General features: G+C 47.3%; 30 protein-coding genes and 2 tRNA genes. 30 read left to right on the plus strand and 2 right to left on the minus strand.

Translation table 11 applies throughout. The annotated features are described in order from the left end of the window. Window positions 1–3: 3 nt before the first annotated feature. From VLX91_07105 to VLX91_07150, 10 genes are all read left to right on the plus strand, one after another. Window positions 4–354: an STAS domain-containing protein gene (locus VLX91_07105; GenBank protein HUI29968.1), complete on the plus strand. Its 351-nt coding sequence runs from the start codon at window positions 4–6 to the stop codon at window positions 352–354. A gap of 30 nt (window positions 355–384) precedes the next feature. Further along, window positions 385–840: an ATP-binding protein gene (locus VLX91_07110; protein ID HUI29969.1), complete on the plus strand. Its 456-nt coding sequence runs from the start codon at window positions 385–387 to the stop codon at window positions 838–840. A gap of 51 nt (window positions 841–891) precedes the next feature. Next, entirely contained in the window at window positions 892–2,148 is a 1,257-nt protein-coding gene (locus tag VLX91_07115) for a SpoIIE family protein phosphatase (protein HUI29970.1), read from the plus strand. A gap of 328 nt (window positions 2,149–2,476) precedes the next feature. Then, entirely contained in the window at window positions 2,477–3,799 is a 1,323-nt protein-coding gene (locus VLX91_07120) for a glycosyltransferase family 9 protein (GenBank protein ID HUI29971.1), read from the plus strand. A gap of 158 nt (window positions 3,800–3,957) precedes the next feature. Continuing rightward, window positions 3,958–4,605, plus strand: a complete 648-nt coding sequence (locus VLX91_07125; protein HUI29972.1) for a LysE family transporter — start codon at window positions 3,958–3,960, stop codon at window positions 4,603–4,605. A 262-nt stretch (window positions 4,606–4,867) separates the two neighbouring features. Beyond that, window positions 4,868–5,461 (plus strand): RNA polymerase sigma factor, encoded by a 594-nt coding sequence (locus VLX91_07130; GenBank protein ID HUI29973.1) that lies wholly within the window; start codon window positions 4,868–4,870, stop codon window positions 5,459–5,461. Window positions 5,462–5,473: 12 nt separating this feature from the next. After that, window positions 5,474–6,442, plus strand: a complete 969-nt coding sequence (locus VLX91_07135; GenBank protein ID HUI29974.1) for a HEAT repeat domain-containing protein — start codon at window positions 5,474–5,476, stop codon at window positions 6,440–6,442. Window position 6,443: 1 nt separating this feature from the next. After that, window positions 6,444–7,571 carry a DUF4097 family beta strand repeat-containing protein gene (locus VLX91_07140; GenBank protein ID HUI29975.1) on the plus strand — a complete coding sequence of 376 codons (1,128 nt, stop codon included), beginning with the start codon at window positions 6,444–6,446 and terminating at the stop codon, window positions 7,569–7,571. A gap of 23 nt (window positions 7,572–7,594) precedes the next feature. Further along, window positions 7,595–8,392 carry a DUF4097 family beta strand repeat-containing protein gene (locus tag VLX91_07145; protein ID HUI29976.1) on the plus strand — a complete coding sequence of 266 codons (798 nt, stop codon included), beginning with the start codon at window positions 7,595–7,597 and terminating at the stop codon, window positions 8,390–8,392. After that, on the plus strand, window positions 8,389–11,037 hold the full coding sequence (locus VLX91_07150) for a DUF5916 domain-containing protein (GenBank protein HUI29977.1): 2,649 nt from the start codon (window positions 8,389–8,391) through the stop codon (window positions 11,035–11,037). The genes VLX91_07145 and VLX91_07150 overlap by 4 nt, the downstream gene beginning before the upstream one ends. 21 nt (window positions 11,038–11,058) lie before the next feature. Here the strand turns inward: VLX91_07150 and VLX91_07155 are convergent, their stop codons facing one another. After that, a complete protein-coding gene (locus VLX91_07155; protein ID HUI29978.1) occupies window positions 11,059–11,457 on the minus strand; it encodes an SRPBCC family protein in 399 nt (132 codons plus the stop codon). Between the two features lie 156 nt (window positions 11,458–11,613). Between VLX91_07155 and VLX91_07160 the strand changes: the two genes are divergently transcribed. From VLX91_07160 to VLX91_07250, 19 genes are all read left to right on the plus strand, one after another. Next, the gene (locus tag VLX91_07160; protein HUI29979.1) at window positions 11,614–11,907 is read left to right on the plus strand and encodes a helix-hairpin-helix domain-containing protein; all 294 of its coding nucleotides are present in this window, start codon (window positions 11,614–11,616) and stop codon (window positions 11,905–11,907) included. 257 nt (window positions 11,908–12,164) lie between these two features. Beyond that, window positions 12,165–12,236, plus strand: a tRNA-Gln gene (locus VLX91_07165). Window positions 12,237–12,241: 5 nt separating this feature from the next. Beyond that, a complete protein-coding gene (locus VLX91_07170; GenBank protein ID HUI29980.1) occupies window positions 12,242–12,496 on the plus strand; it encodes a GIY-YIG nuclease family protein in 255 nt (84 codons plus the stop codon). After that, window positions 12,476–12,558 (plus strand) — tRNA-OTHER (locus VLX91_07175). Before VLX91_07170 ends, VLX91_07175 begins: the two co-directional genes overlap by 21 nt. A 145-nt stretch (window positions 12,559–12,703) precedes the next feature. After that, window positions 12,704–13,627: a ribose-phosphate pyrophosphokinase gene (locus VLX91_07180; protein ID HUI29981.1), complete on the plus strand. Its 924-nt coding sequence runs from the start codon at window positions 12,704–12,706 to the stop codon at window positions 13,625–13,627. 11 nt (window positions 13,628–13,638) lie between these two features. After that, on the plus strand, window positions 13,639–14,355 hold the full coding sequence (locus tag VLX91_07185) for a 50S ribosomal protein L25 (protein HUI29982.1): 717 nt from the start codon (window positions 13,639–13,641) through the stop codon (window positions 14,353–14,355). 63 nt (window positions 14,356–14,418) lie between these two features. Continuing rightward, on the plus strand, window positions 14,419–14,976 hold the full coding sequence (pth, locus tag VLX91_07190; GenBank protein HUI29983.1) for an aminoacyl-tRNA hydrolase: 558 nt from the start codon (window positions 14,419–14,421) through the stop codon (window positions 14,974–14,976). A 37-nt stretch (window positions 14,977–15,013) separates the two neighbouring features. Next, window positions 15,014–15,412: a 30S ribosomal protein S6 gene (gene rpsF, locus VLX91_07195; GenBank protein HUI29984.1), complete on the plus strand. Its 399-nt coding sequence runs from the start codon at window positions 15,014–15,016 to the stop codon at window positions 15,410–15,412. An 85-nt stretch (window positions 15,413–15,497) separates the two neighbouring features. Then, complete coding sequence (locus tag VLX91_07200; protein HUI29985.1) at window positions 15,498–16,010, plus strand: single-stranded DNA-binding protein; 513 nt, start codon at window positions 15,498–15,500, stop codon at window positions 16,008–16,010. Between the two features lies 1 nt (window position 16,011). Next, entirely contained in the window at window positions 16,012–16,248 is a 237-nt protein-coding gene (gene rpsR / locus VLX91_07205) for a 30S ribosomal protein S18 (protein ID HUI29986.1), read from the plus strand. 81 nt (window positions 16,249–16,329) lie between these two features. Then, a complete protein-coding gene (gene rplI / locus VLX91_07210; GenBank protein HUI29987.1) occupies window positions 16,330–16,779 on the plus strand; it encodes a 50S ribosomal protein L9 in 450 nt (149 codons plus the stop codon). Between the two features lie 156 nt (window positions 16,780–16,935). After that, window positions 16,936–17,658, plus strand: coding sequence for a cytochrome c biogenesis protein CcdA (locus VLX91_07215; protein ID HUI29988.1), 723 nt, complete (start codon window positions 16,936–16,938; stop codon window positions 17,656–17,658). Between the two features lie 25 nt (window positions 17,659–17,683). Then, window positions 17,684–19,519, plus strand: a complete 1,836-nt coding sequence (locus VLX91_07220) for a 2-oxoacid:acceptor oxidoreductase subunit alpha (GenBank protein ID HUI29989.1) — start codon at window positions 17,684–17,686, stop codon at window positions 19,517–19,519. Further along, complete coding sequence (locus VLX91_07225) at window positions 19,519–20,562, plus strand: 2-oxoacid:ferredoxin oxidoreductase subunit beta (protein ID HUI29990.1); 1,044 nt, start codon at window positions 19,519–19,521, stop codon at window positions 20,560–20,562. The genes VLX91_07220 and VLX91_07225 overlap by 1 nt, the downstream gene beginning before the upstream one ends. Window positions 20,563–20,771: 209 nt before the next feature. Continuing rightward, window positions 20,772–21,806 carry a bifunctional oligoribonuclease/PAP phosphatase NrnA gene (locus VLX91_07230; protein ID HUI29991.1) on the plus strand — a complete coding sequence of 345 codons (1,035 nt, stop codon included), beginning with the start codon at window positions 20,772–20,774 and terminating at the stop codon, window positions 21,804–21,806. Then, window positions 21,803–23,314, plus strand: coding sequence for a leucyl aminopeptidase (locus tag VLX91_07235; GenBank protein HUI29992.1), 1,512 nt, complete (start codon window positions 21,803–21,805; stop codon window positions 23,312–23,314). The genes VLX91_07230 and VLX91_07235 overlap by 4 nt, the downstream gene beginning before the upstream one ends. A 178-nt stretch (window positions 23,315–23,492) precedes the next feature. After that, window positions 23,493–23,825, plus strand: a complete 333-nt coding sequence (trxA, locus tag VLX91_07240) for a thioredoxin (protein ID HUI29993.1) — start codon at window positions 23,493–23,495, stop codon at window positions 23,823–23,825. A 51-nt stretch (window positions 23,826–23,876) separates the two neighbouring features. Continuing rightward, window positions 23,877–24,485, plus strand: a complete 609-nt coding sequence (locus tag VLX91_07245; protein HUI29994.1) for a TlpA disulfide reductase family protein — start codon at window positions 23,877–23,879, stop codon at window positions 24,483–24,485. After that, window positions 24,482–24,892 (plus strand): OsmC family protein, encoded by a 411-nt coding sequence (locus VLX91_07250; protein HUI29995.1) that lies wholly within the window; start codon window positions 24,482–24,484, stop codon window positions 24,890–24,892. Before VLX91_07245 ends, VLX91_07250 begins: the two co-directional genes overlap by 4 nt. 87 nt (window positions 24,893–24,979) lie before the next feature. Here the strand turns inward: VLX91_07250 and surE are convergent, their stop codons facing one another. Continuing rightward, window positions 24,980–25,765 (minus strand): 5'/3'-nucleotidase SurE, encoded by a 786-nt coding sequence (gene surE / locus VLX91_07255; protein HUI29996.1) that lies wholly within the window; start codon window positions 25,763–25,765, stop codon window positions 24,980–24,982. Window positions 25,766–25,968: 203 nt separating this feature from the next. On the opposite strand from surE, the gene VLX91_07260 reads away from it, so the two are divergent. Continuing rightward, complete coding sequence (locus tag VLX91_07260) at window positions 25,969–26,298, plus strand: hypothetical protein (GenBank protein HUI29997.1); 330 nt, start codon at window positions 25,969–25,971, stop codon at window positions 26,296–26,298. The last annotated feature ends 77 nt before the right edge of the window (window positions 26,299–26,375 follow it).

Raw genomic sequence — 26,375 nt, forward strand, 5'->3', positions numbered from 1 at the left:
GTAATGAACGAATTTAAAGTGCTGACTAAAGATTCAGGCAATGCGGTTGTCATGGAGCTTCATGGGTTTCTTGACGCTCATACCGCGCCTGAGCTTGAAAAAAGTTTTACAGAACTCATCGGCGAAGGAAAATTTAACATCGTGGTGAACTTTGACAGCTTGAATTATATATCAAGTGCCGGTCTTGGAGTTTTCATGGCGTATATCGACGAGATACGCAGCAAACACGGAGATATCAAGCTGACCAACATGCAGCAGAAAGTCTATCATGTGTTCGACCTCCTCGGGTTTCCATTCCTTTATGAAATTTACAAGGATCAGGATGAAGCGTTGAAGAAATTTTCTGCTCAATGACATTGACGAGAAATAATTTCGTGAGATATTTTGAAAAAATTAGATAAAATAGAGGACTCGAGAATATTCAAGAGCACAACGACTGCTCTCTCGGATGTCCGTGAGTTTGTCAACCAGCACGCGATCGATTTCGGTTTCGGTGACAAGGAGATTTCCGAAATAACGCTTGCCGTCGATGAGGCGTGCACGAACGTGATCAAACACGCGTATAAGGGAAACCCCGAAGCGAAATTTGAAGTCAGGATATTGGGAAGCGGAACTGAATTCGAAATTGTCGTTCGCGATTGGGGAACGGGCTTCAACCCGGAGAAAGTCCCTGTCCCGAACATAAGAGACAGAATGAAAAAGCACAAAGCAGGCGGACTGGGAATTTTTCTGATGCGAAAGCTGATGGATACGGTAGAATACCACGTCGAAGATTCGGCTCACGGAAATAGTGATGCCGTAAATGAAGTCCGGCTTGTGCGGTATTTGAGGAAGGAATAATCATAAATTAGTCCAGGGTTCTAAATCTTGAGTTTTCACGGAGGCATTCTTTTGAGCAACGATCAGGTCATTGAGTTGACTTCGCTAATTGAGACTGCGAAAATTCTGAATTCCTCCTTGGACTACAAGTTTATTTTAAACCACATCATGCTTGCTTCAATGGGGAAGCTTGTTGTCTCAAAGAGCGCCGCGTTTGTTAATCTCTTCTCTTCAACAGCGAGCGACAGGAATCTGCTGAAACTGTCAAAGGGTATAGTGCTGGAGAAGGATATCCTTGCGAAGCTGTTGGAACTTGGCTTTGAAGGATCGGTTGGAGCGGCCCAGGAGGATGGGAGTCGTGATCCGCTTGATTCGTCTCCGAGCGCGCATGAGGATCTTCGGAAAATGTTGGCCGCGGCAGGAGTCGGCAGAGTTTTTCCAATTCGGAGTTCGCATCATCTCTTCGGGTATTTGCTTATCGGCAAAAAGCTGCTGGGCGGTGAATTTACACCTGCAGAGGTAGAATTCGTTTCGACTCTGTGTAATATCGCGACCATGGCCATAGACAACGCGCGATTGTTTGAAGAATCGTTGGCAAAGCAGCGGCTCGAAGAGGAACTGAATCTCGCGCGTACTATCCAAGAAAAACTCCTTCCGAAAGAAATGCCTGAGTTCCCCGGCTGCACCGTAAGCGCGTTTCACGTCCCGACAAAGCAGGTGGGTGGTGATTATTTCGATGTGATACGTCTCAGCGATCGTTTGCTGTGCGTCGCAATAGCGGACGTATCGGGCAAGGGATTCCCAGCCGCGCTACTCATGGCGAACCTGCAGTCCGCCTTCCGTGCCTTAGTAACCTCAGGACTGCAGATTGCCGAGGTTTGTGAGAAGCTTAACCAAATCGTTTATGGAAATACCGAATCCGATAAGTTCATAACATTTTTTGCCGCGATTTACGATTCCAAGAATAGAGTATTGCGGTATGTTAACGCGGGTCATAACTATCCGTTTGTGATAAAATCTGACCGCAAAGTCAATAGGCTCGACAAAGGCGGCATTATGCTCGGGGTAATGGAAGACATCACATATGAAACAGGTGAAGAAAAAGTGGGAAGCGGAGATTTGGTCTATCTATTTACAGATGGGGTGTGTGAGGCGATGAATTCCAGGGAGGAACAATTTACGGAAGAAAAATTGGAAGAGATATTGGTTATTAATTCATCGAGCGTACCCGCGGACATCTTGAAAGTGGTTCGGAATAAAGTTGCATCTTTTGTCGGTGATGCACCTCAGAGTGATGACATCACTCAGGTTTGTGTGAAATTTCTTTAGAGATTCTCTTTCCCGAAGGGAGCCATCTCAAACTAATCATCAACGTCTGTTTGCCGACGAATCCTTCGCTTAGCTATGCTTGAATCCGTATAAGAGAAGGCGTGGGGCTTGTTTCCCTAAGCGGGAACTCAGGAACGGGCAAAAACATTATGAGGGCGGTAAACCAGAACGGATTTGATGCGTCAAACCCAGAGCACGTCCAGTTGAGTGGTTCTTTCTAAAATCTTCGGCAATCTCTGCAAGCCACTTTGGTAGCCAGATCTAGACATGATCTCGGCCTTGCAGAGAATCCCCCGGAAAAAAACGCTCCTGGAGGAGAGGGTAGTCCTTGGATAGAGAAACAAAGTTCAGAACTTTTTTTAAACTTTCAAGCGTTGTCACCGACATTTTCCCAAATGCGGGCGGCCGGTTCCTCGATGCAGCATTCAAGACCCTTCTCGGAAACAGAGTCATTCTGAACCTTGCCGCTTGGTCAACAAAAAATGTCGTCAAAAAAAACAATGGATTTAATTCCTTTCTTTTTGTCGCCGATCTGAATATCGGCGATGCCGTTATCGGGTCGAGCGCAGTTGCGGCTATGCGGGAGATTTTTCCGGAGGCAGAAATAGATTTTGTTATAAAAAAATCCACAATAGATTTTGTCCGAGGCAATCCGGACATTTCAAATCTTTATCCGATTTATGAAGGGGCACCTTTCCCGACTGAAGAGGACACGGCCAGCCTCACCAGACTCGCTCTCGGCAAGAATTACGATTTGATAGTTAACTTCAGCCCCATGATTGACGAAAAGATTTTTGGCGGAAAGAATGTCGTCAATTATGCTATGATGGCTGCCCAGCTTGTTCGGAATGAAAGATTCCGCGAAAGTATTAATAACGTCTCATATCAGGCATATAATTTCATAAGAAACGCCTTCGGTGACTTTTTGCCTTTGACGAACGGGAGGGAGTTTGAAGGCGCCCGTATTTATCTTTCGGAGGATGCCATAGAAGAGGCTGAAGAATTTTTGCTTCTTCAAGACATTTCGGAAGATCGGCCGATTTTATTTTTCAACCCGGATGCGTCTGCGCGTTTTACAAGAATTCCGTTCGATACCCAGCGGAGTCTACTAAAAAAATTATCGATTCTCCAGTGTTCCATCTTACTCGGCAGCGGTCATGTTGAGAAGCATATTGAGCACGAGCTGATGTATTCGCTCCCGCCCGAAGTCCGACGGAACATTTTCATTGTCCCCTCATTCATGAGCATCGATGTCTATGCTGCGCTCATGGATTATTCCGATATATTTGTTACAGGGGACACGGGTCCGCTCCATCTTGCGGCTGCGCGTAAATTTGCGCGAAGGTACCGCAAACCCCTGAGAAACAAAACTGCAGTCTTCTCAATATTTGGCGGCACACCGCCGCGCATTTACGGCTACGATTCCAGGACGCCGGGGTTCTTTCCCGCGAACCAGGATGCTCCATCGAGAACTTTTGTTGCAGGGAGCCCGTGCAGAAATATTACCTGCATCAACAAATCCGCGAAGACATGCAGGGAGGTGCGGTGTTTTGATTACCTCAATACGGACGAGATTGTTTCCGAAGCCGCCCGCCATCTCCAATCGGTTGTACCCTCGCGCCGGGAGAAAGTCCTGGTCCACTCAAAGTAAACTCTCAAAGAAGTCGTTCGGATCCAACTCGAAGTCCGAAGATTACGGTTCAAACTTCTCGGGAATTGGCGAAGTTCTAAGGGCCGTGTTTTATTTCCACTTTCAATATTTGTTTTCGATACCGCAGATACTTTATCTTACCATCAGCCCGAACCTGAATGAATACTTTCTTATTTCTATTTCTGACATATGTCTTGGGATTCTTGACTGCGATACCGATTGGTGCGACCCAGATAGAGATTGCGAAACGCGCACTCAACAATCATCTGCGTTCCGCATACATGGTGGCAACGGGTTCTGTGAGCTCGGATTTGATGTATGGCGCGATCGCCCTTTTTGGAGTTGCGCCGTTCTTGGAGAACAAGATTGTCGTGGCTATCTTCGGATTGGCCGCGACAGTAATTCTTTGGCTCCTTGCTTTTTTTACATTTAGAGACAGCAGGAGCACGAACATGCTTGAATTGGCGCATGCAACCCTGAAGAGTAATCGGATAGCTTTCGTTACGGGATTTTCGCTGGCAGTGACGAATCCTATGATGATTGTATGGTGGCTCATCGGCGCAAAGATCATAAAGGATGTCGGACTGGTTTCCAGATTCGATGTAGACGCGTCATTAATGTTTTTGATAGCAGGCGCATTTGGACTCGCCTCATATTTGTTCACGCTCACAAATATCCTTCATTGGGCGAAGAATTTTATTTCAAATGAGGTGATGAAGAAAGTCGATTACGCATTGGGGGTTGTGCTTGTCCTCTTATCGTTTTACTTCCTCGTGACCTCGCTTCATACCCTCCTGAATCGCTAGATTCGATTAGATTTCAAACGCCAATTCCCGGACGAGGGAAGAATTCCGATGGAATTTCTCCGGAAAAGATCCATTTTGAAACACATCTCTTTTTTGCACTTCGAGCTCCGGCCTACTGTACACAAGAGACTTTTATAATCGTACTTCCAGAAAGGATTCTTTGAAAAAAATTCAAGATTCCCATTTTTTACCCCCAACTATTTAGAGCTATCTTTGGTCGAAACATATGAACGAACAAATACGAAGAAAATAAGAGGAGAACTTGTCCGCCGAATCAGTGCGTGAGAAGGTGACTGATAGAGAGCTTGTCATCCTGGCCCAAAACGGAGATGTAGACGCTTTTGAGAAGCTCGTGGAGAGATATGATAGGCGCATATTGTCGCTCGCGTTTTCGTTCACCCGGAACTCAGATGACGCCAAAGATATTTATCAAGAGACGCTGATCCGTGCGTACAATTCGATAAGGAAATTTCAAATGAAGAGCGAGTTTTCGACATGGCTTTATAGAATTGCCAGCAACGTTTGCATAAGCTTCAGGTACGGTCAGAAAAAAAGAATGGATATGTTCAAACAGAACTCTTATGACAGTAGAGATGGAACAGACGATGTTCTGATCCAGGCAAATTCCAATTCCGTCGAAGGAGAGTTTATGAGGTCCGAACTTGCCAAGCAAATCGAGAAAGCTCTCGATAAACTTTCCCCGACACAGAGATTTATTTTTACAATGAAACACTACGAGGGTTACTTACTGAGGGAGATCGCATCCCTTGCGCACTGCAGCGAAGGAAATGTAAAAAGACATTTATATGAAGCGGTCCGACGCCTGCAGAAAGAACTCATAGGAGCCCTCGAGTAGGAGAATGAAGCAATGAGACATAAGAAATATGAAAGTCTTATCGTCATGGATTTTTATAAAGAGATTTTGCCGGAAGAAAAGGCAAAGCTGGAAAGACATATGTCGTTGTGCGTGAAGTGCGGCGAGTTCAGGAAGAATCTTACGGACACCGTACCTCAGCGAAGGCAGACTGATGATGCGTTCCTCGACAGAACTCTTCCTGATGCGAGGAGTGAATTTCGTCGTGCTCTTCATGAAGACAAAAAATTAACAGTACACAGGTATCGGTTTCTTTCATACGAAAAGAGTTCCATGCCGGTTCCATTATATGCCGTGGTTGTGGTTGCTTTCGTGATGCTGGCAATTGGCACAGCGGCAAGTTTTCTATTTCTTAATCGCTCAGGGAAAAATGCGGTGTCAGTAATTTCCGAGCTTACGTCGGATAATAGAAACAATGTTACGATAGACAATATCAATTTTCTCCCTACCGATCAGAGATCCGGCGAGGTGCAATTCTCTTTTGACTTTGTCAAGCGTTATGAGATGAAAGGCTCGCTGGATGACCAGGGCATCCAGAAGGTACTTTCGTACGCGCTTATTAATTCGGATAATGCCGGCGTGAGAATAAAGACGGCAGGGATGCTTAATGTTGCGGCATCGGGCGGGACTGACAAGGAAATTGAAAACGCTCTTCTGAAGGCAACGAGGACCGACGAGAATACCGGGGTGCGCAGGGAAGCACTTCTTTCGCTGGAGCAATTGCCGTTCGATAATGAAATAAAGGATGTCCTTCTTTCCGTTCTTCAAAATGACAAGAACCCCGGCATGCGTGTCCTGGCGATCAACTATTTGTCTGAGAAGGAAATTTCTACGGCTGCGACGAAGATTAACGAGATCGATCCGAAAATCCTTAATGTGCTGAAGGAAAAATCTTTATCAGACCAAAATCAATATGTAAGAGTAAAAGCAGCAGGTATGCTGAAGGAATTTAGGGAACTTTAAAATGAAAAAGATTATTTGCAGTTCTATTTTTGCGGTTCTTGTTTTTGCAGGAGTCGTCGCAGGAAAAGAGCCGTCCGATTTACAGAAGAACTTTTCCGTCTCGGAAGGTGGAAAATTGGTAGTTTCAATTAATGGTGGTGACATTCAGGTCAAAGTGTGGGACAAGTTACAAGTTCAGATGACGGCGCAGGACATCGGCGATGACGCTGATCTCATCGAGACCAGTCAGGATGGCAACACCATCAATGTCCGAACGCGCGGAGGGTGGTGGAGCGGCAGTCGTGATTTGAGATTTATCTTTTATGTGCCAACAAATTTCAATCTGAATCTTTCCACATCCGGCGGAGACTTGGAACTCGGCGGAGAGCTTACCGGAGATGTCGAATTATCAACTTCAGGAGGAGACGTCACAATCGAAGACGTGAACGGCACGGTCGCGGGAAAAACGTCAGGTGGCGACATGGTCGCTCACAATTTGGAGAAAGATGCCACGCTTTCCACTTCCGGCGGAGACATCCGTGTGGACCATGCGGGAAATAATCTTGACATTTCCACTTCCGGCGGCGACATAACAATTGGAACGGTGGCGAAGAATCTTGACGCTTCTACTGCGGGAGGAGATATCGATATATCGAAGGTCGGTGGCGAGCTCCATGCCTCCACCTCGAGTGGTAATTTGACGATCGGAAAGGTAGGCGGAAGCGTCAGCGTTTCAACTTCCGGCGGGGATATCTCGCTGACTTCTGGAAACGGCCGCATCACGGCGAACACTTCCGGTGGAGACATCGAGATCAAAACGGCAACGGGGTCGGTTGATATATCGTCGTCCGGGGGAACAATTACGGTTGGTCTTGTCCCTAAAGGCGATGAAGAGAGCAAAGTGGAATCGAGTTGCGGCGACGTGTATTTGTACATTCCTTCTGATGTGAAAGCAAATATCAAAGCAGAAGTATTCGGAGGGGAAGACAGTGAAATATTTAATGGATTGACCGGCGCCTCCTTCAAGATGTCAACCGGTTACGGCAAAAAAGAGGCGGACTTCGTCATCAACGGCGGCGGCCAGCCAATATACCTGCGCACTTCGAGTGGAAACATTTACGTCAAAGATTTGAATTCATTCTCTAAATAACCAAAACAAGGAGGAGCAGCCATATGAAAGCCACAAAATTTCTCACCGTAGTTTTTATTTGTCTCGCAGCACGTTCAAGCCAGGCGATGGTCCGCGGAAGTGAGGTCGTCGAGGAGTTCCATCAATCATACGCGCTCTCAGATGGCGGCTCAGTACGGCTGAACAATATTAACGGCGGGGTGGAAATAAAAGTCTGGGATAAGCGTGAAGTCGAAGTCGATGCCGAAAAGCGTGCAGACGACAAAGACATGATGGAACAGTTGCAGATCGTTGTCAATGCTTCTCAAGACCTTGTAGACATAGACACCAAATACCCTGACGATAACAATACTCACAATGACCATGGACCGTGGGTGGAGTATACGATCACCGTACCGAGGGATGCCAACCTCGACAGAATAAAGATCATCAATGGCGACATAGAGATCTCAGGAGTCGGTGGAAAGATGAACGCGTCAACGATAAACGGAATTGTCCGAGCGTCGGATGTCAAGAATGATTGCATACTGGAAACAGTCAATGGAACAATTGATGCTGATTTTGCCTCATTGAAGTCCCGATGCGATCTGAGAATAAAATCTGTGAATGGGTCGATCGCAGTTAATTTACCTGCAGATCTGAACGCGAGAATAAAAGCAAAGACGGTCAGCGGGCATATTTCAAATGATTTTGGCATTGTCTTATCACGCGATAGTGATGATCATTCCTTCGTTAAGATCGGGGATTCGATTGATGGGAAGATAGGTAATGGTGATGGATATGTTAATGCTGAGACTGTAAACGGAAGCATAAAGATTTTGAAATCAGGGGAAGGCAAGTGAAGCATCTGCTTCTTTTGCTAACCGCAGCAAATGTCCATATCCTGTTTATCAATTCGAATCTACTTGCAGATCGGAGAGACTCGACGTCTGTTGAAGCTGTTCGGTGCGATTCGGAAATAAAAATAGATGGCATCCTTTCGGAACAGGTTTGGCATCGCGATGGGTTTGCACGATTTAAGGAGCGGGATCCGAACGAAGGGACAAAACCGAGCAAGCGAACTGAAGTCTGGATAGCGTACGACGACGAAGCAATTTACGTCGCTGCGAGAATGTATGATACCGCTCCCGATTCTATTGTCGCGCGCCTGGCACGAAGAGACACTAAGGTTTCTTCTGATTATTTCGTATTCTACGTAGATTCGTATCATGATCATCGGTCAGGGTTTTATTTTGCAATCAACGCTGCCGGCACAATTGGCGACGGCGTGCTTTACAATGATGATTGGAGCGACGGAACGTGGGACGGAGTCTGGGAGGGAAAAGCTCACGTCGATTCTCTCGGATGGACTGCCGAGATGAGAATCCCGTTCTCTCAATTGAGATTCGAACATGACACTTCTTACATCTGGGGGGTTGACTTTGAGAGGTTCATCGGACGGAATAATGAAGATGACTATGCGGTCTACACCCCGAAAAACTCCAGCGGATTTGCCTCTCGATTTATTGATTTAATCGGGATACGGGATATCAACGCACATCGTCCGGTAGAGTTGCTTCCGTATTTTATTACTAAGGCCGAGTATTTGAATGTTGGATCCAGCGATCCGTTCAACGACGGTTCGCGATATACTCCCGGTATCGGCGGAGATTTCAAAATCGGCATAGGAAATAATCTAACGCTTGATGGAACAATAAATCCGGATTTTGGCCAGGTCGAAGTCGATCCGGCGGTTGTGAACCTGAGCGATATCCAGACTTACTACGATGAGAAAAGACCATTCTTCATCGAGGGGGCGGATATTTTCAATAACTTCGGTCAAGGAGGGGCAAATAATTTTTGGGGCTTTAATTTTAGCAATCCTCAATTTTTCTACAGCCGGAGGATTGGGCGACCGCCGGAAGGAAGCGTTCCGTCAGCTGACTTTGTTGATGAGCCCGCCGGTACCCCGATAATCGGCGCGGCCAAACTTACGGGGCGGATCGGTGACGGATGGACCGTCGGAATGGTAGACGCCGTGACGGCGTCTCAAAACGCGCGTGTAGATTCGTCCGGTAATATTTTTTCCGTCCCCGTAGAGCCTCTGACTTACTATGGAGTAGCGAGGATTCGCAAGGAAATGAATGCAGGCAACCAGGGCATTGGATTCATTTCTACGCTGTCCGAACGTAGCTTCAGGGACAGCACTTTGAGAGATCAACTAAATGGCAGCGAGGCGGTATTCGCTGCGGATGGCTGGACATTTTTGGATCGTGATAAGGAATGGGTTTTGACCGGATGGACAGGAATGAGCGAGGTTAAGGGTGACAGGAACAGAATGATTTCATTGCAGGAGAGTGAGCCTCATTACTTGCAGCGGCCGGATGCGGGCTATCTTCATTTTGACAGCAACGCAACTTCATTGACAGGCTACGCGGGAAGAGTCTGGCTAAACAAGCAGAAGGGAAATGTTTACGTAAACGCAGCTCTCGGATTTATCGATCCGAGGTTCGATGTCAATGACCTCGGTTTCATGTGGCGCGGAGACGTAGTGAACGGCCACACGGTGGTCGGCTATCAATGGACCGAGCCTGGAACGTTCGCTCGTTATGCGGGCCTCTACTTTGCGTTGTTCAGGAGCTATGATTTCGGAGGAAAAGTCACTTGGAGCGGCTATTTCACACAAGGCAACATTACATTCTTGAACTACTATTCGGTCTTCGGCTTCTTTGCTTATAATCCACAGAGCATGAGTGATTATTCGACTCGCGGTGGCCCCAGAGTGTTGAACCTGCCCGGCTGGGAAACTGATATCCAACTAAGCTCTGATGATAGAAAAATTTGGATTGTGAACGCAGAAGTACATCCGTTAAACTACCGGACCGGTGACCATGATGTCACATATAGCACTACCGTTCAATGGAGACCGCAGCCCGACGTTTCATTCAGCCTTGGACCGTCATTTGAGCAATCGAATTGGGATGCGCAGTGGGTTGGGAACTTCGTCGATCAGTCTGCGGTGAGTACTTATGGGACCCGATATGTTTTCGCAACATTGAAACAAAAAACGCTGTCGGCAACCATCCGACTCGACTGGACATTCACGCCCCAGCTAAGTCTCCAGCTCTATGCGCAACCGCTTATATCGGCCGGAGATTACCATAACTATAAGGAACTTGCGAGACCGGGTTCTTATGATTTCAATTTTTACGGGAGAGACGGAAGCACGATTGCTGAGGTCGCTGGTACATATCAGGTTGACCCCGGTGGACAAGGCAACTCATTTACCTTTTCCGACCCGAATTTTAACTACAAGTCTTTGCGCGGCGATGCCATATTGAGATGGGAATACACGCCAGGTTCGACGCTGTATCTTGTCTGGACACAAAATAGAACCGACTCTCAGTTGCCGGGTTTCATGGAAATAGACCGCGACCTGAGACGCCTCATGTCTGCACGTCCCGATAACATTTTCCTTCTAAAGTTTACGTACTGGTTCAATATGTAGTTCGTCCTCGTTAAACTCGACCTACTTTTTCGCCCCGAAATATTCCTTCATAGGTTTGAAATAGAATTTCTTCCATCCATCTTTGTACGAATCGGCTTGACCGTCGGGAATGTTGCTGTGTGTGAGTGTAAGTTTTGTACCACCATCTACACGCTCCAGGGTTACCTCTAATCTGGAGTCTTCACCGTCGGCAGGGAATTCCGTCGTCCGCCAGGCTTGAACAATTTTTTTGTTCGGCTGAAGTTCTAAGTTTGTCCCTTTTATGTAATCACCGAAAGCGGTGAAACGACCGCCGACTTTTGGATCCACCCGCGCTCTTTCGCCTGTAAACGCCGCGTGTTCTTTGCCGCTCAGCCATGCGCTGTAAATTCTCTTTGCGGTGGCGGGTAAAGTTGTCGAAATCTTAAATGACTGCGCCATTCTATCTTCTCCTCCTGTGTGTTTTGCTTTCCAAGAAAATAAAATAAAAGTCGCCCTGTTGCAATTGGATACTCGACAGTTATCAGGTTTGTTTTTCGAATGATTGAAGATATATTCATTGGGTATTGGCTAATGTGAGATATTACGAGGTTAATCATGAGGATCGCCGACAAATCGATGAAAGATCTTCTACAAATTCCGGGAGTTGGAAAATCGATCGCACAGGATTTTCTTTCAATCGGGATCAAATCGATGCAAGACTTGAAGGGGAAAAATCCTGAAACACTCTATAGATTGGTCAATGAAAAAAAGGGGATTGTGCAGGATCGTTGTCTCCTTTACGTTTTCAGGTGTGCTGTTTATTATGCTTCAACCGCAAAATCCATCCAGCACCCGGATCGGCTGAAGTGGTGGAATTGGACAGATGCGAAAACGTCCCGTGAGAATTGAAATGCGCATGTAGCCGGGTGTTGTGTCGGGAACCTCCTTCTATCTTTGATTTTTCCTTCCCGATGGCTATATTTTATGCCACGACGCTTTAAAGAGCTTGTGCTTGGCAAATCCCAAGCGTCGCAATCTTTGTTGGATTGAAGAATTGGGGCGTAGCCAAGTGGTAAGGCATCCCGATTCGACTGTGTGGAATCGGGACACTCGTAGGTTCGGACGCCAATAATGATACGCCTCAGGTTATTTAAGAGTCCCCAGATTGGGGCGTAGCCAAGTGGTAAGGCAGCGGCCTTTGGAGCCGCCACTCGTAGGTTCGAATCCTGCCGCCCCAGCAAAGATGAGCTTCTATGTGTATGTGTTGTCGAGCCTGACGGCAAAGCGATTCTACGTTGGTCAGACCAAAGACCTTACAGACAGGCTCAGGAGACACAACCGGGGAAGAGTGAAGTCGACGAAGGCATTTAGGCCGTGGTCGGTAGTCTATTTTGAAAAGTATGAGACGCGTGGAAAAGCAATGAGACGTGAGCGAGAGCTCAAGGGTCTCAAAGGGACTGCAAGATTTTTGGAAGTTGCTGGCGCAGCCAAATGGTAAGGCATCCCGATCCCACTTGTGGAATCGGGACACTCGCAGGTTCGAATCCTGCAGCCCCAGCAACGATTGACAAATTAGTTAACAAATCTGAGAAGTTTATCTGAACTGCAAGGCGTTCCGACAGATTTTACTTTGTCGGAGATCCGAATTCTCCACTGCTGAGAATCCTTGCTGTATGAAAGAAAATCATTACCCATAATGGATGGCATGAAAATATTTTCCGGCCGTAGCAATATTCCGCTTGCGGAAAAAATTGCTCATGAGATCGGCGAGCCTCTCGGAGAAAGAGAGATCGTTAATTTTAGCGACGGTGAAATCTGGGTGAAGTACTCGGACAACATCCGGGGCTCGGATGTGTTCATCATACAGAGTACCTTCCCGCCTGCCGAGAATCTGATGGAACTTCTTATTATGATAGATGCCGCCAAACGCGCTTCCGCATCGAGAGTCACGGCGGTAATTCCGTATTTTGGATATGCGCGTCAGGATAGAAAGGATCAGCCGCGAGTCGCCATATCGTCGAAACTGATAGCCAATCTGCTGACCCAAGCCGGTGCATCGCGCATATTGACCATGGATTTGCACGCGGCTCAGATCCAGGGATTCTTCGACATACCGGTCGATCATTTGTACTCGTCTGCCGTTTTTGTGAAATACATCAAGGACTTAAAAATACCGAACCTGGTTGTTGTATCCCCCGATGTTGGCGGGATAAAATTTGCGCGGGCTTATGCAACGCGGCTCGAAGCAGATCTCGTGTTGATTGACAAGCGCAGGCCGAAGGCGAACGTCGCCGAAGTCGTAAATATTATAGGCGACGTGAAGGGCAAGAATGTGCTTATCGTTGATGATCTTATCGATACCGGTGGGACTTTTGTTGCGGGAGTCAATGCTCTGAAATCGGCGGGCGTCACGGACGTTTATGGTGCCTGCACACATCCCGTCATGAGCGGGAACGCTTTTGAAAAAATAAGCAGGAGTCCGATTAAGAAACTCATAGTAAGCGACACCGTGCCGCTAAATCATACGTCTGAAAAAATCGAGGTTAGATCTGTGGCGAGGCTTTTTGCGGAAGCGATCAGACGAACTTATCAGAACGAATCAATTAGTTCATTATTCGAAATCAAGTAGTAGAGGAAGCGATGGAAGAAGTTGTTTTGAATGTTGAGAAAAGGACTTTGCTGGGTAAGAAATCGAAAAGGCTTTTTGTTGAGAAAAAGATTCCCGGGGTATTTTATCTCGGAGCAGAGAATATAGTGGTACAGGCTGACGAAGCGCCGGTCCGCGGCCTTGCGACCTCGCGTACGACTCATCTCATCAAAGTAAAATTCCAGGATGGTACAGAACGCCGCGCCATCCTGAACGATGTACAGTTTGATCCAGTTGCCGGCAAGATCCTGCATTTTGATCTCCACGGAATCAAAGAAGGACAGAAAATAACTGTGCAGGTTCCCGTCCAGCTTGTAGGAACACCTAAGGGGGTCAAGGACGGAGGAATAATCCAGCACTCGATTCATAGGATCAAGATTCAATGTGATCCGGAAAATGTTCCCGAACATGTCGAGATCAATATCGATGAACTTGGAATTGCAGATTCTATTCATATAAAAGATCTCAAATTGGATGGGGTGAAAATTCTCGACAATCCTGAATCTGCGATCGTGACGGTGGTTCCGCCTCCGACCATCAAAGAGGAGACTCCGGAAACTGCGGCTGTAGCTACTGAGGAGCCGACAGAGCCCGAGGTGATCGGTAAGACGAAGAAGGCTGAGGAAGGTGAAGAGGAACCGGAGGAGACCGAGAAAGCAAAAGAGAAGGAAAAACCCAAGGATAAGGAAAAGGAGAAGGAAAAGAAGTAGAGAAGCAAGGTCGTTGCTTTTGTACTTTCCGAAACGCCAAGGTTTTGATTGGTGAGCCAAAAGATGATTGTAGGTCTGGGAAACGTAGGTCGGGAATATGAAGGAACACGCCATAACGTCGGCTTCATGGTTGTCGACGAGGTTTCTGCAAAATCGAGAAAAAGTTTTGCGCCGGGGAAGGGGGAATATTATTTTTCTGAAATCCGGTACGCTGGTGAAGAAGTCATTCTAGTGAAACCCACGACTTTCATGAACAACAGCGGTATCGCCGTTAAGGATGCCATGGACAGGTTTGGCACGAGGCTCGAAGACTTGTTGGTTGTTTATGACGATTTCAATATACCGCTTACGAAGCTCCGTATGAAAAAGGGCGGCAGCGATGGCGGCCACAACGGAGTTTACTCTGTCATATATCATTTAAACGATGACGGTTTCCCGCGTTTGAGATGCGGCATAGGGAGCGATAAAGTTGTGCCGGGAAGAGACATGGTGGATTTTGTTCTTTCGAAATTTGATGCGGTTGAAGTTCCTGAGGTAAGGAAAATGGTGATGGATGCTGCGGATGCGGTATTCGCCTTCATTGATGAAGGGATTGAAATTGCTATGAACAGATTTAATTAGATGCTATCGTCTAACAAGGAGGTGAAGTAAACTGAATATCGTTCAACGTGAATACGAAACAACGTTTATCATAAATTCCAATCTCGAAGATAATCAGGTCGAGACGGTAATAACACGTTATCAAGAATTCATATCAAAGAACGGTGGCGAAGTGACGAACGCGGACCGCTGGGGAAGAAGGCGCCTTGCGTATCCAATTAAGAAAAGGAATGCCGGCTTCTACATACAGCTGCTGCACAAGTCACCGACCGATATGGTTCCCAAGCTGGAGCAGGTGTTCAAGCTTGATGAAGATGTCATTCGACATCTTACCGTTGTAGTTGACAAGAACATGTTGAAAGCGCGTGCAGGTGTAAAAAAACGCCGGCGGCAGCGCGTTTCCAAAACCGAGCAGGCAGATATACCGACTGCTATGGCTGAAAAAGATCACAACTAGAAACAGTGGTTGGTGGTAGGCCCTTAGCCGTGAGCTGAGAGCGGACTTCCAATTGCGGCCTTATAATTTTTATGATGGAGGATTTATGGCTGATCTAAAGATGCCCGAAATGAATAGCGTCATAATTGCCGGAAATCTTACTAGAGATCCTGTCTTTCGCGAAACGACGAACGGAACTCCGGTTGTGAATTTTACAGTCGCTTCCAATAGAAAATTCCGCGACAGCGGGAACCAATGGCAGGAAGATGTCTGCTACGTCGGGGTTGTTGCGTGGAACAAGCTTGCCGACAGCTGTCGCGACAAATTAAAGAAGGGTAATGCCGTTTTGGTTGATGGAGAACTGCAAAGCCGGAATTGGAAAACTGACGACGGGCATCATCGTTCGATCGTAGAGATCAAAGCAAGAAGGATACAGTTCCTGAACAAACAAGGTCATTTCAACGATGTTTCCCCTGAGCAGGTTGCAGACGAAGAGCCATCATCGTTCACGGATGATTCTTTCGATCATTTCTTGTCGAGTGAGGAATCTGAATTGCTTAAAAATAACGGAATACAGGCGCAGGACATCGCGTCTCAACAAAAATCAGTGAGTAAATGAATTGGTACCAGTCAAAGAAATAAAGAAGAGAAAAATCTGCAGGTTCTGTGAGAACGGAGACGTTTATGTCGATTACAAGGACGACAAACGTCTAATAAAGTTTACCTCCGAGCAGGGGAAAATTATTCCCCGGCGCGTGACAGGAACCTGCGCGAAACACCAGCGGCAGCTTGCTCTCGCGATTAAACGCGCGCGCCATCTTGCCATGTTGCCTTACGTTTCGGACATAATTAGATAGTAACCTGTTATCAGTCATCGGAGGTTGGTGGGATGTCTATCACTCTGAGAACTGAAAACTGTAAATTTTTTTGGAGTCGATATGAAAGTAATACTGAGAAAAAATTATGAAGGTCTCGGTGAAATAGGAAAAGTGATCGATGTGCGTGACGGCTATGCGAGGAATTTCTTAATTCCACAGAAAGTTGCATATCCCTTCGCACCGGGTTACTTGAAGATGATCGAGAACGAAAAGAAAGCATACGAGGCGAAGCTGAACCGCGAAGTACATGATGCGAAGACGCTGGCCGAGAAACTGAACGGCGTCGAAATATCGCTCGAGGTCCAGGCCGGTGAAGAGGACAAATTATTCGGATCGGTTACTTCGCAGATGATTGTGGACAAACTTGCGGAAAAGGGATTCGAGGTCGATCGGAGACGCGTCGAGCTGGCCGAGCCGATTAAGTCGATCGGGGAGTACAAAGTGCCTTTGAAACTTCATCAACAAGTGACCACTGAGATAAAGGTTTCAGTGAAGAAACAGGCGGAATAAATAGTCTTTTGCGGATTGAACCTTTGTTCCGCACCAAACATCTCATTAAGCGATGCTAGTTTGCTCTTCACGAGTTCGGTTTGATCCGGTTATCTCGAGCCGCAAGATTTACCTAAACAGCCTTGAGTTTCTTTCTAACCTAACGGGGAATGGAAATTGGAGAACGTAAATATCCTCACTGCTTTTCTGTTCGGGATAATCTCCTTCATATCTCCGTGTGTCCTGCCGATCGTGCCGGGGTATCTGTCATTCATCAGTGGTTATAGTTTTGACGAGATGGTCACGCGCTCGGAATTGTTCAAGAAAGTGACTCTTAATTCTGTGTTTTTTGTGCTAGGATTTTCCGTTGTCTTTGTGGCCCTTGGAGCTTCCGCGACGGCTATCGGGCAGTTGCTTGTTCAGAAATTAAATTTGTTTTCCAAGATAGCAGGCGCAATAATCATTGTGTTCGGCCTTCATATGATCGGATTGTTCAGAATAAAATTTTTAAATTACGAGAAGAGGTTTCATACGGCAAAAAAAATCGGTCTTCTCGGTTCGTTTGTTGCCGGACTTGCATTTGCCTTTGGATGGACACCGTGTATCGGGCCGGTTCTCGCTGCGATACTGGCGATCGCGGCTCAGCAAGACACCATCGGCAAAGGAGTGATACTCCTTTCTGCTTATTCGCTTGGACTGGGCGTGCCTTTCTTGGCGACGAGCCTGAGCATAAATGCATTTCTCAGATTCTTCAGGAGATTCAGCAAGTACATCAGATGGGTTGAAGTGACAGGTGGAATTTTGTTAGTATTGGTTGGAATTTTGATAATGACGAACAATTTGACCGTGCTCTCAGGTTATTTTGCAAAGTGGTTCCCATTTCTCAATGAGCTGTCATGAACGCTATTATAAAGAGGTAATTTGAATGAGTAAGAAGACTAAGATACTGGATGCTGTTGTGATCCGATTCGCTGGTGATTCGGGAGACGGGATGCAGTTGACGGGTACGCAATTTACAAACACGACGGCGCTTGCCGGAAACGATTTGAGCACTCTTCCGGATTATCCTGCCGAGATTAGGGCGCCTGCCGGAACATTGTTCGGAGTTTCGAGTTTCCAGCTTCATTTTTCAAGCGAAGATATTCTTACACCCGGCGATCATCCGGATGTCCTCGTTGCGATGAATCCTGCGGCGCTGAAAGTTCACCTGAAAGATTTGAAGAACGGCGGATTGATACTCGCCAATACGGATTCCTTTGACGACAAAAATCTTGAGCTTGCAGGATATAAATCAAATCCATTGACGGATGGTTCGCTTGTAGATTATCAAGTGATCGATGTCCCGATAACAAAGTTGACGTTAAACACTTTGCAGGGGATCGGATTGACTCAGAAAGAGATGGTGCGCTGCAAAAATTTCTTCGCCCTCGGGCTGATGTACTGGATGTATTCACGCGCGACGGAAGCGACGGAAGAATGGATTCGAGAAAAATTCGGCAGCGAGCCGAAAATCGCGGAGGCCAATCTTAAAGCATTGAAAGCAGGTTACTATTACGGCGACACGACGGAGGCGTTTGCTTCCCGGTTCGAAGTGAAGCCCGCACAACTGAAACCCGGTCTGTACAGGAATATTACCGGCAATGAAGCGACCGCTCTCGGATTTGTGGCCGCTGCGAGTAAAGCCGGTGTGCCACTTTATTATGCGAGTTACCCGATTACTCCCGCGAGCGACATTTTGCACAACTTATCGATGTACAAGAATTTCGGGGTGAAGACCTTCCAGGCTGAAGATGAAATTGCGGCTGCAGGGGCAGCTCTCGGTGCGTCTTATGCCGGCAACCTGGCGGTGACTGGAACAAGCGGTCCGGGCGCGGCATTGAAATCAGAAACTATCAGTCTCGGGATCATGCTCGAGCTTCCTCTGGTTATCGTCGATGTGCAGCGCGGAGGACCCTCAACCGGTTTGCCCACAAAGACAGAGCAGGCAGATTTAATGTTTGTGACTTACGGACGCCATGGTGAGGCTCCCGCTCCCGTGCTCGCAGCCGCGACTCCCGCGGATTGTTTTAATATGGCTTATGAAGCTGCTAGAATTGCAGTCAAATATATGACGCCGGTGTACTTGCTTACGGATGGCTATCTCGCGAACGGCAGCGAACCGTGGCTCGTTCCGGATGCTAAGGACCTTCCCGAAATCTCGGTACATTTCAGGTCCGATCCTGAAAATTTCCATCCTTATTCGAGGAACGAAAATAATGTCAGACCGTGGGCAATTCCCGGTGTGCCGGGCCTTGAGCACAGAATTGGCGGTCTGGAAAAACAAAATATATCCGGCAATGTCAGCTACGACCCGGATAACCATGATTTCATGGTACACTTGAGAGCCGAGAAGGTGAAGGGCATCGAGAAAGACATTCCCATGCAGGAAGTTTACGGCGAAGAGAGCGGCGATCTTCTCGCAGTGAGCTGGGGCGGCACCTTCGGCGCAGTTCGGTCAAGCGTCGAAAGACTGCGTAAGCTGCACTATAAGGTGTCCCATGTTCATCTTCGATATCTGAATCCATTTCCCAGAAACCTGGGAAACATTCTGAAAAATTTTAAAAATGTTTTTGTGCCCGAGATTAATCTGGGCCAGCTTTCGAAACTCTTGAGGAGCGAATTTCTCATTCCGGTTGTTCAGTTTAATAAGGTGAGAGGGTTACCTCTTCGATCCAATGAATTAGATAAAGCAATCAAAGATGTTTTAGGAGGTGCTAAATAATGGCTATAACTGGTGGAAATGGTGAAGTCCAGGCGAAGAAATATACGGCGAAAGATTTCGCTTCAGATCAGGATGTAAGGTGGTGTCCCGGATGTGGTGACTACTCTATTCTGGCGCAGATGCAGAGAATTCTTCCCGAGCTCGACGTCTCGAAAGAAAAACACGTATTTGTGTCAGGCATCGGCTGCTCGAGCAGGTTTCCGTATTACATGGAAGCCTACGGTGTTCATGGAATACATGGACGTGCTCCAGCAATTGCAACCGGAGTGAAAACCGCGAATCCGGATCTTACCGTCTGGGTCGCGACCGGTGACGGCGACGCGCTTTCGATCGGTGGAAATCATTTCATACACGCATTACGGCGAAATGTTGGCTTGAAGATACTTCTGTTCAATAACAGGATTTACGGCTTGACGAAAGGTCAATACTCACCGACCTCTGAGCTCGGCAAGAAAACAAAGTCGACGCCTTACGGGACGGTAGATTATCCGTTCAACCCTGTTCAGCTTGCGCTTGGCGCCGCCGGGACTTTCGTGGCGCGCTCGATGGACCGCGATCCCAAGCATCTTCAGCAGATTCTTCTTCGTGCAGCGAGACATCATGGAACAGCTTTCCTGGAAATTTACCAGAACTGCAACGTCTTTAATGACGGAGCATTCGAGATCCTTACCGAGAAAGAAACGAAAGCGGACAATGTCGTCTACCTAGAAAACGGTAAGCCGTTGATCTTCGGAAAGGAAAACGACAAAGGAATTAGGTTGAACGTTTTCACGCCGGAAGTCGTATCTTTGAAAGACGGCAAATGGAGTGTGAACGACATTCTGGTTTACAACGAATCTTCGCTTGACCTTGCAGTGCTCCTCGCGACTTTCAGCGAGAGACCGGGTCTCCCGACACCTGTCGGAGTTTTTTACCAGGTCGAGCGGAAGAGCTACGAAGAATTGATGATCGAGCAAATAGAAGCAGTTACAAAAAAGAGAGGTGCCGGAGATCTTGACAAACTCTTAAAGTCCGGTAATACCTGGGTCGTTTCTGCAAACTAGTCTTTTGGGGGAATCGCGTGATTCCCCTTTCTTATTTGTGATATCTGTTAAGTGATTCAAAATCCTAAGCTCCGATAGATGAATTCCAAACGATTGCCGGTGCCGAAATCCCGCCGGTTTTGTTTTGGACACGGGATTTGCGATTCAGTATTTCTTCAATCTTGAAATCTGAGATTAGGAGCTCCTTATTAGTGCATGATGGAGGATAAATGATCCACTCACCGGTCCTTGCCGTGAAAGAAATTGCGAACATTTTCAGGATGCTGGTCGATGACAACGTCAAGTTTGTTCTGACCACTCATGTTAACCCGGACGCCGACGGACTTGGATCGGAACTTGCCTTGCATCGATTCTTGAAAAAATTAAGAAAGTCATCTGCAATATTAAATCACAGTGAGACGCCGGCAAACCATGCTTTCATGGACTACGATAACGAAATTAAGAAATTTGATCCCGAAAAGGACGGCAAACTCGTTCTCGGCGCAGATGTATTGGTTGCCGTTGACATGAACAATCCTTCCCGATTGCGAAGCATGGAGAAATCTTTTCTTGAAAGCAAAGCAAGGAAAGTGATCATCGATCATCATCTCGAAGCACAGGATTTTGTGGACTACCAGCTCATAGATTTGGATTCTCCTGCGACGGCAGAAATTGTTTATAAATGCCTGATGGCTTATGATCCTAACCTTTTGGATAAAGGAATTGCCGAAGCTTTATATGCTGCGATAATGACGGACACTGGTTCATTTCGTTTTCCACGGACGGATGGAGATATTCATCGCGTCACGGCCCATCTTCTCGATGTCGGTGTCGACCCGAACTACATCTATAACAATTTATACGAGCAGAATTCGATTGGCAGGACTAGACTTCTCGGTGAAGTTCTCCAGAACGTTCAATTGGCTTACGAAGGAAAAGTGGCATACTTCTCGATCACCCAAGAGCAGCTGAAAAAGAATCGCGTTGTTCCGGATGAGACGGAACAATTTGCTAACTACGCAGGCGCAATTTCCGGGGTCGTGGTCTCAATTTTTTTCATGGAGCTGCCGGATGGAATCAAGATCAGCTTCAGGTCCAAGGGTGATGTTTCCGTGAACGAGCTCGCAAAACTTTACGGGGGAGGAGGGCACAAGAATGCGGCGGGCGCGAGGCTGTTCGGCGCGCATCTCGATGAAATAATACCGAGAGTTTTGAAAGACGCATCAAGAATCCTGCCATCGAAAAATATTTCGGAGGAGAAATGAAATTCGAGTTTCTGGAGAAAAAAGCTACCGCCGTAAAATCGGATGCCCTCATCCTTTTGCTCACCAAGGACGATTTAGCTGCCGGAAAAGAGGGAAAGGTGCACTATGGTAAAGTGGATCATCTCTTCGGTGATCATAAAAAACAAATTGAGGCGGCTTTGAAGGCCGGCGGCTTTGAAGGCGACAAGGAGCAGGAGCTTTCAGTGTATTCTGTCGGAGCTCATCGCATCGTTTTCCTGATCGGCCTGGGAGAGAAATCTCAACTGACAAATGAAAAAATCAGGCGTACGGCCGCTGCCGGCATAAAAGGGGCAAGACATGCAAAGGCAAAGTCGGCAGTCATTTCAACTCTCGATTCGACCGTTGAACAGCTGAGCGATTACGAAACTGTCCATGCGATTGTTGAAGGGATCAAACTTGGCTATTACAGATTTGACAAGTATTTAACTCAGAGGAAGGAAAAATCTGAAGTCGAAGGAGTTACCGTGGCCCTCGAAAATGTGAGCTCGGCGATCGGAAAGAAAGCGGCGCGTGATGCCGAGATTCTTTGCGACGCCGTTTGTCTGACGCGCGACCTGTCGAATGCGCCTGCGAACGAAGTTTATCCTGAAGTGCTTGCCGAAGTTGCATCGGACATGGCGAAGAAATATCATCTTCAGGCGAGAATTCTCGATGAAAAGCAGATTCGGAAACTGAAAATGGGCGGACTGCTCGCGGTCAATTCCGGGAGTGCGAGGCCACCTCGATTTATTACGATGGAATATAAAGGCAATCCGAAGAGCAGAGATTGGTACGCAATCGTCGGAAAGGGGATTACCTTCGACAGTGGCGGAATTTCGATCAAGCCATCGTCCAATATGGGTGAGATGAAGATGGATATGGCAGGCGCTGCAGCTGTCATAGGGACCATGCAGGCGGTTGCTGCCCTAAAAATCCCTGTCAACATTGCCGGGATTGCACCGTGCACCGAAAATCTCCCCAGCGGCTCTGCCTATAAACCGGGCGACGTCGTGACCACGATGTCGGGAATTACGATTGAGGTTGATAATACCGACGCCGAGGGCAGAATTATCTTGTCCGATGGACTTTATTACGCCCAGCGATATCGACCCAAAGCGATAATTGATCTTGCGACTCTGACCGGCGCGTGTGTTGTCGCGCTCGGTCAGCATGCGACGGGGATGTTCGGAACCGGCGACGAGGTAATGGCACAGCTGAAAGAGGCGGGCGAGAAAACTTATGAGCGCGTGTGGCAAATGCCCATCTTTGAAGAATATGAGAAGCAAATAAAAAGTGACATTGCGGATGTAAAGAACGTCGGCGGACGCTGGGCAGGAGCGATTACCGCCGCACTGTTTCTGAAGAAGTTTGTGGGGGATTATCCGTGGGTTCATCTCGATATCGCCGGGACTGCGATGCTTGAAGAGGTGACAGATTATGCGCCGAAAGGCGGATCTGGTGTCGGCGTCAGACTCCTGACGCAGTTCTTTAAGCAAATCGCTTCGTAGAAAAAGTCTCAGAGGTCAAGGTTAGTGCGTGTTGTTCAGATGGACGGTTTGCCGTCGAATTCCACTCTGCTTGCATTCAAAACTAAATCTTCCGTCGTTATGTTATAATGGTGAAACTCTTTATGATTCTCTGCATCAAATTAAGCGAAAGTAGAATTTCTATTGAAAGGATAAAGAAATGTCAAATATTATTGAAGCATCAACCGCAAGTTTCAAAACTGAAGTTTTAGATTCGACGACGCCGGTGTTGGTTGACTTCTGGGCCCCGTGGTGCGGACCATGCAGGATGGTTGCACCTCTTGTGGAGGAGATCGCGAAGGAATACGGCGACAAATTGAAAGTATTCAAAGTTAACACAGATGAGAACATGGATATCGCCATAAAGTACAACATTGTGAGTATTCCGACGCTCGGATTCTTCCGAGGAGGAGAGATGGTCGACAGGATAATTGGGGCAGTGCCCAAGAAAGTGATCGTCGAAAAAATATCGAAAACCCTGGATATGAATTAGATATTCATGTGGCAGAAAAGATGAAGGCATATATAATTAAGGTGATGCGAGATGGAACACAAAGTAAAGCGAGGAGGATTTCTGGAAGAGCATTTCCATTTGATTGTAATAGGTGTAATAGCACTCGTAGCAGGCGCTGTGTATTTAGGAGAGTCGAGCAGCAGTAATTCTGCATCGGCCACAAATCTTCCGAAGCAATCTGCGACCGTAGGTACGAACAGGGAAATTGCTCCGGATTTCACGCTGACCTCGATTGACGGGAAAACAATCAAGCTGTCTGATTACCGCGGAAAAGTTGTTATCCTAGATTTTTGGGCGACATGGTGTGCGCCATGCAAAGCGGAGATCCCGGATTTCATCAAGCTTTCTTCTCAGTATAAAAGCCATGATTTCCAGATGCTCGGAGTGTCTTTGGATGAAGGTGGATTGAAGGAGGTCGCACCGTTCATGAAGCAACTCGGGATGAATTATCCGGTTGTCCTGGGCACTGAAGAAGTCGTGTCGGCATATGGGGGCATTAGAGGAATACCGACAACGTTCGTGATCGATAAGAATGGTTTTGTTCGGGCGGTGTTTGAAGGCTACCGCGATGCCACTGTGTTTGAGAATTTGGTCAAACAACTTTTGTTCGAATCGATGTCTTCGGAAGATCGAAAATGAAGATACAGCTAAAGCAGGTTGAAGGGAATACGTTCCTGGCCAAAGGCGAGTCGAATCACTGGACCACGATAGACACTTCTCTAAAAGACGGTGGTGCAGGTGCCGCATCGGGTCCGATGGAGATGATTCTGATGGCGCTTGCGGGCTGCACCGCGATGGACGTCGTCTCCATATTGCAGAAGAAGCGCGCGGGGATGACGCGGCTCGAAATAAATGTCGCGGGTGAACGCGCCGACGATTTTCCCAAGGTGTTCAAGAAGATTCACATCACTTACATAATTCATGGGAAAGTCAGGAAGGAAGATGCCGAGCATGCGGTTTCTTTATCGCAGGAAAAATATTGTTCCGTTGCCGGTATGCTGAAGAAAGCTGTCGAGCTCACCTACAACATACAACTTGACGACTGATTTTGTTTTCCGCGGATAAAAGTTCTATCAAACTCTTCCCAGGAACTCAGCACGACATTTCAGAGCCTTCCTAGAGACTGTCGTCTCCTAAAATCTCAGCTTAAATTTTCCGTTCCATTCTTTTTGCATTTTCTCCAGGAACTTGTGATGCGTCAGATCGAAGTGTATCGGGGTAACGGAAACAAATCCCGATCTCAGTGCAACCTGATCGACATTCTCATCGTGATCAAGTATCCGCATATCGCCTGCAAGCCAGTAATAATCCCTGTTCTTTGGATCTTTCCGCAAGTAGAACTTGTCGTCCCATCTTGAACGGCCTTGTCGAGTAAATTTTATTCCCTTAATTCTTTTTGCTGGGATCGACGGTACATTTATGTTCAGGATTGTATCCTTTGGGATGCCGTGTTTCAGAATATACTTTGCAATTGCCGAGGCAACCTTTGCGGCAGGCTCAAAGTCAGGTTTTTGCGTGTACTCAATCGAAACCGCTATCGACGGAATGCCCAGAATTGTTCCCTCGGTGGCCGCGCTGACGGTTCCCGAGTAAATAACGTTCACGGCGGTGTTGAGGCCGTCATTTATTCCGGAGATGATAAGATCCGGTTTCGGTTTGATGAGTGACCGGATTGCCAGTTTGATACAATCCGCCGGTGTTCCATCCACCGCATATCCGAACAGCTTTCCATCACGTCTAAATTCATGAGCGCGCAAAGGTGTTCGAACAGTTATCGCGTGCCCGACTGCGCTTTGTTGAATGCTCGGCGCCACGACTGCGACATCTGCGAATTGCTTGAGTCGCTTGGCGAGGACGTAGAGTCCCGGGGCGTCGATTCCGTCGTCGTTCGATATCAGGATTTGTGGTTTTTTTCCCATGCTAAAATTTAACTCGAAAAGTTGTTATATACACTTGTTCGATGGCCCTGTTCGGGGAGGAGTAGATCTTGCCTTGGCTGCGACTTCCAAGTAAAGTTGCGGGCTGTGATGGTTTGGAATTGGATTGCAAATTTGTTAACGTTAGCGTAGGATTCCCGTTAAGGAAAGCGTGGAATTGAACTTTTAATAATAGAGGAGCAGTAATGAATATTTACGTAGGTAACATTTCGAGGGACCTGAGCGAGGATGAATTGCGAGAAGCGTTCGCAGCGTTTGGACAGGTTTCAACAGTGAACATCATTAAGGACAAATTCACCGGAGAGTATCGCGGTTTTGGATTCGTTGAGATGCCGGTGAAGGAGGAAGCATCCGCTGCCATAAATGGCCTTAACGGAAAAGAACTGAAGGGAAAAGCCTTGAACGTGAACGAAGCTCGTCCACGCACCGATGACCGGAAAGGCGGCGGCGGCCGAAGGGGTGGTGGACCGAAGCGCGGTGGTTTCGGTGGCGGCGGAGGCCGTCGAAGGTTCTAAATTATTCATGACAGACAGCTGCAGACATGGGCTGTCTGTCACCTCTTATCTTTCGGAGTAGGGGCCAGCATCCTAGT

This window comes from Candidatus Acidiferrales bacterium, from assembly GCA_035515795.1.
Lineage (GTDB): Bacteria > Bacteroidota > Ignavibacteria > Kryptoniales > JAKASW01 > JAKASW01.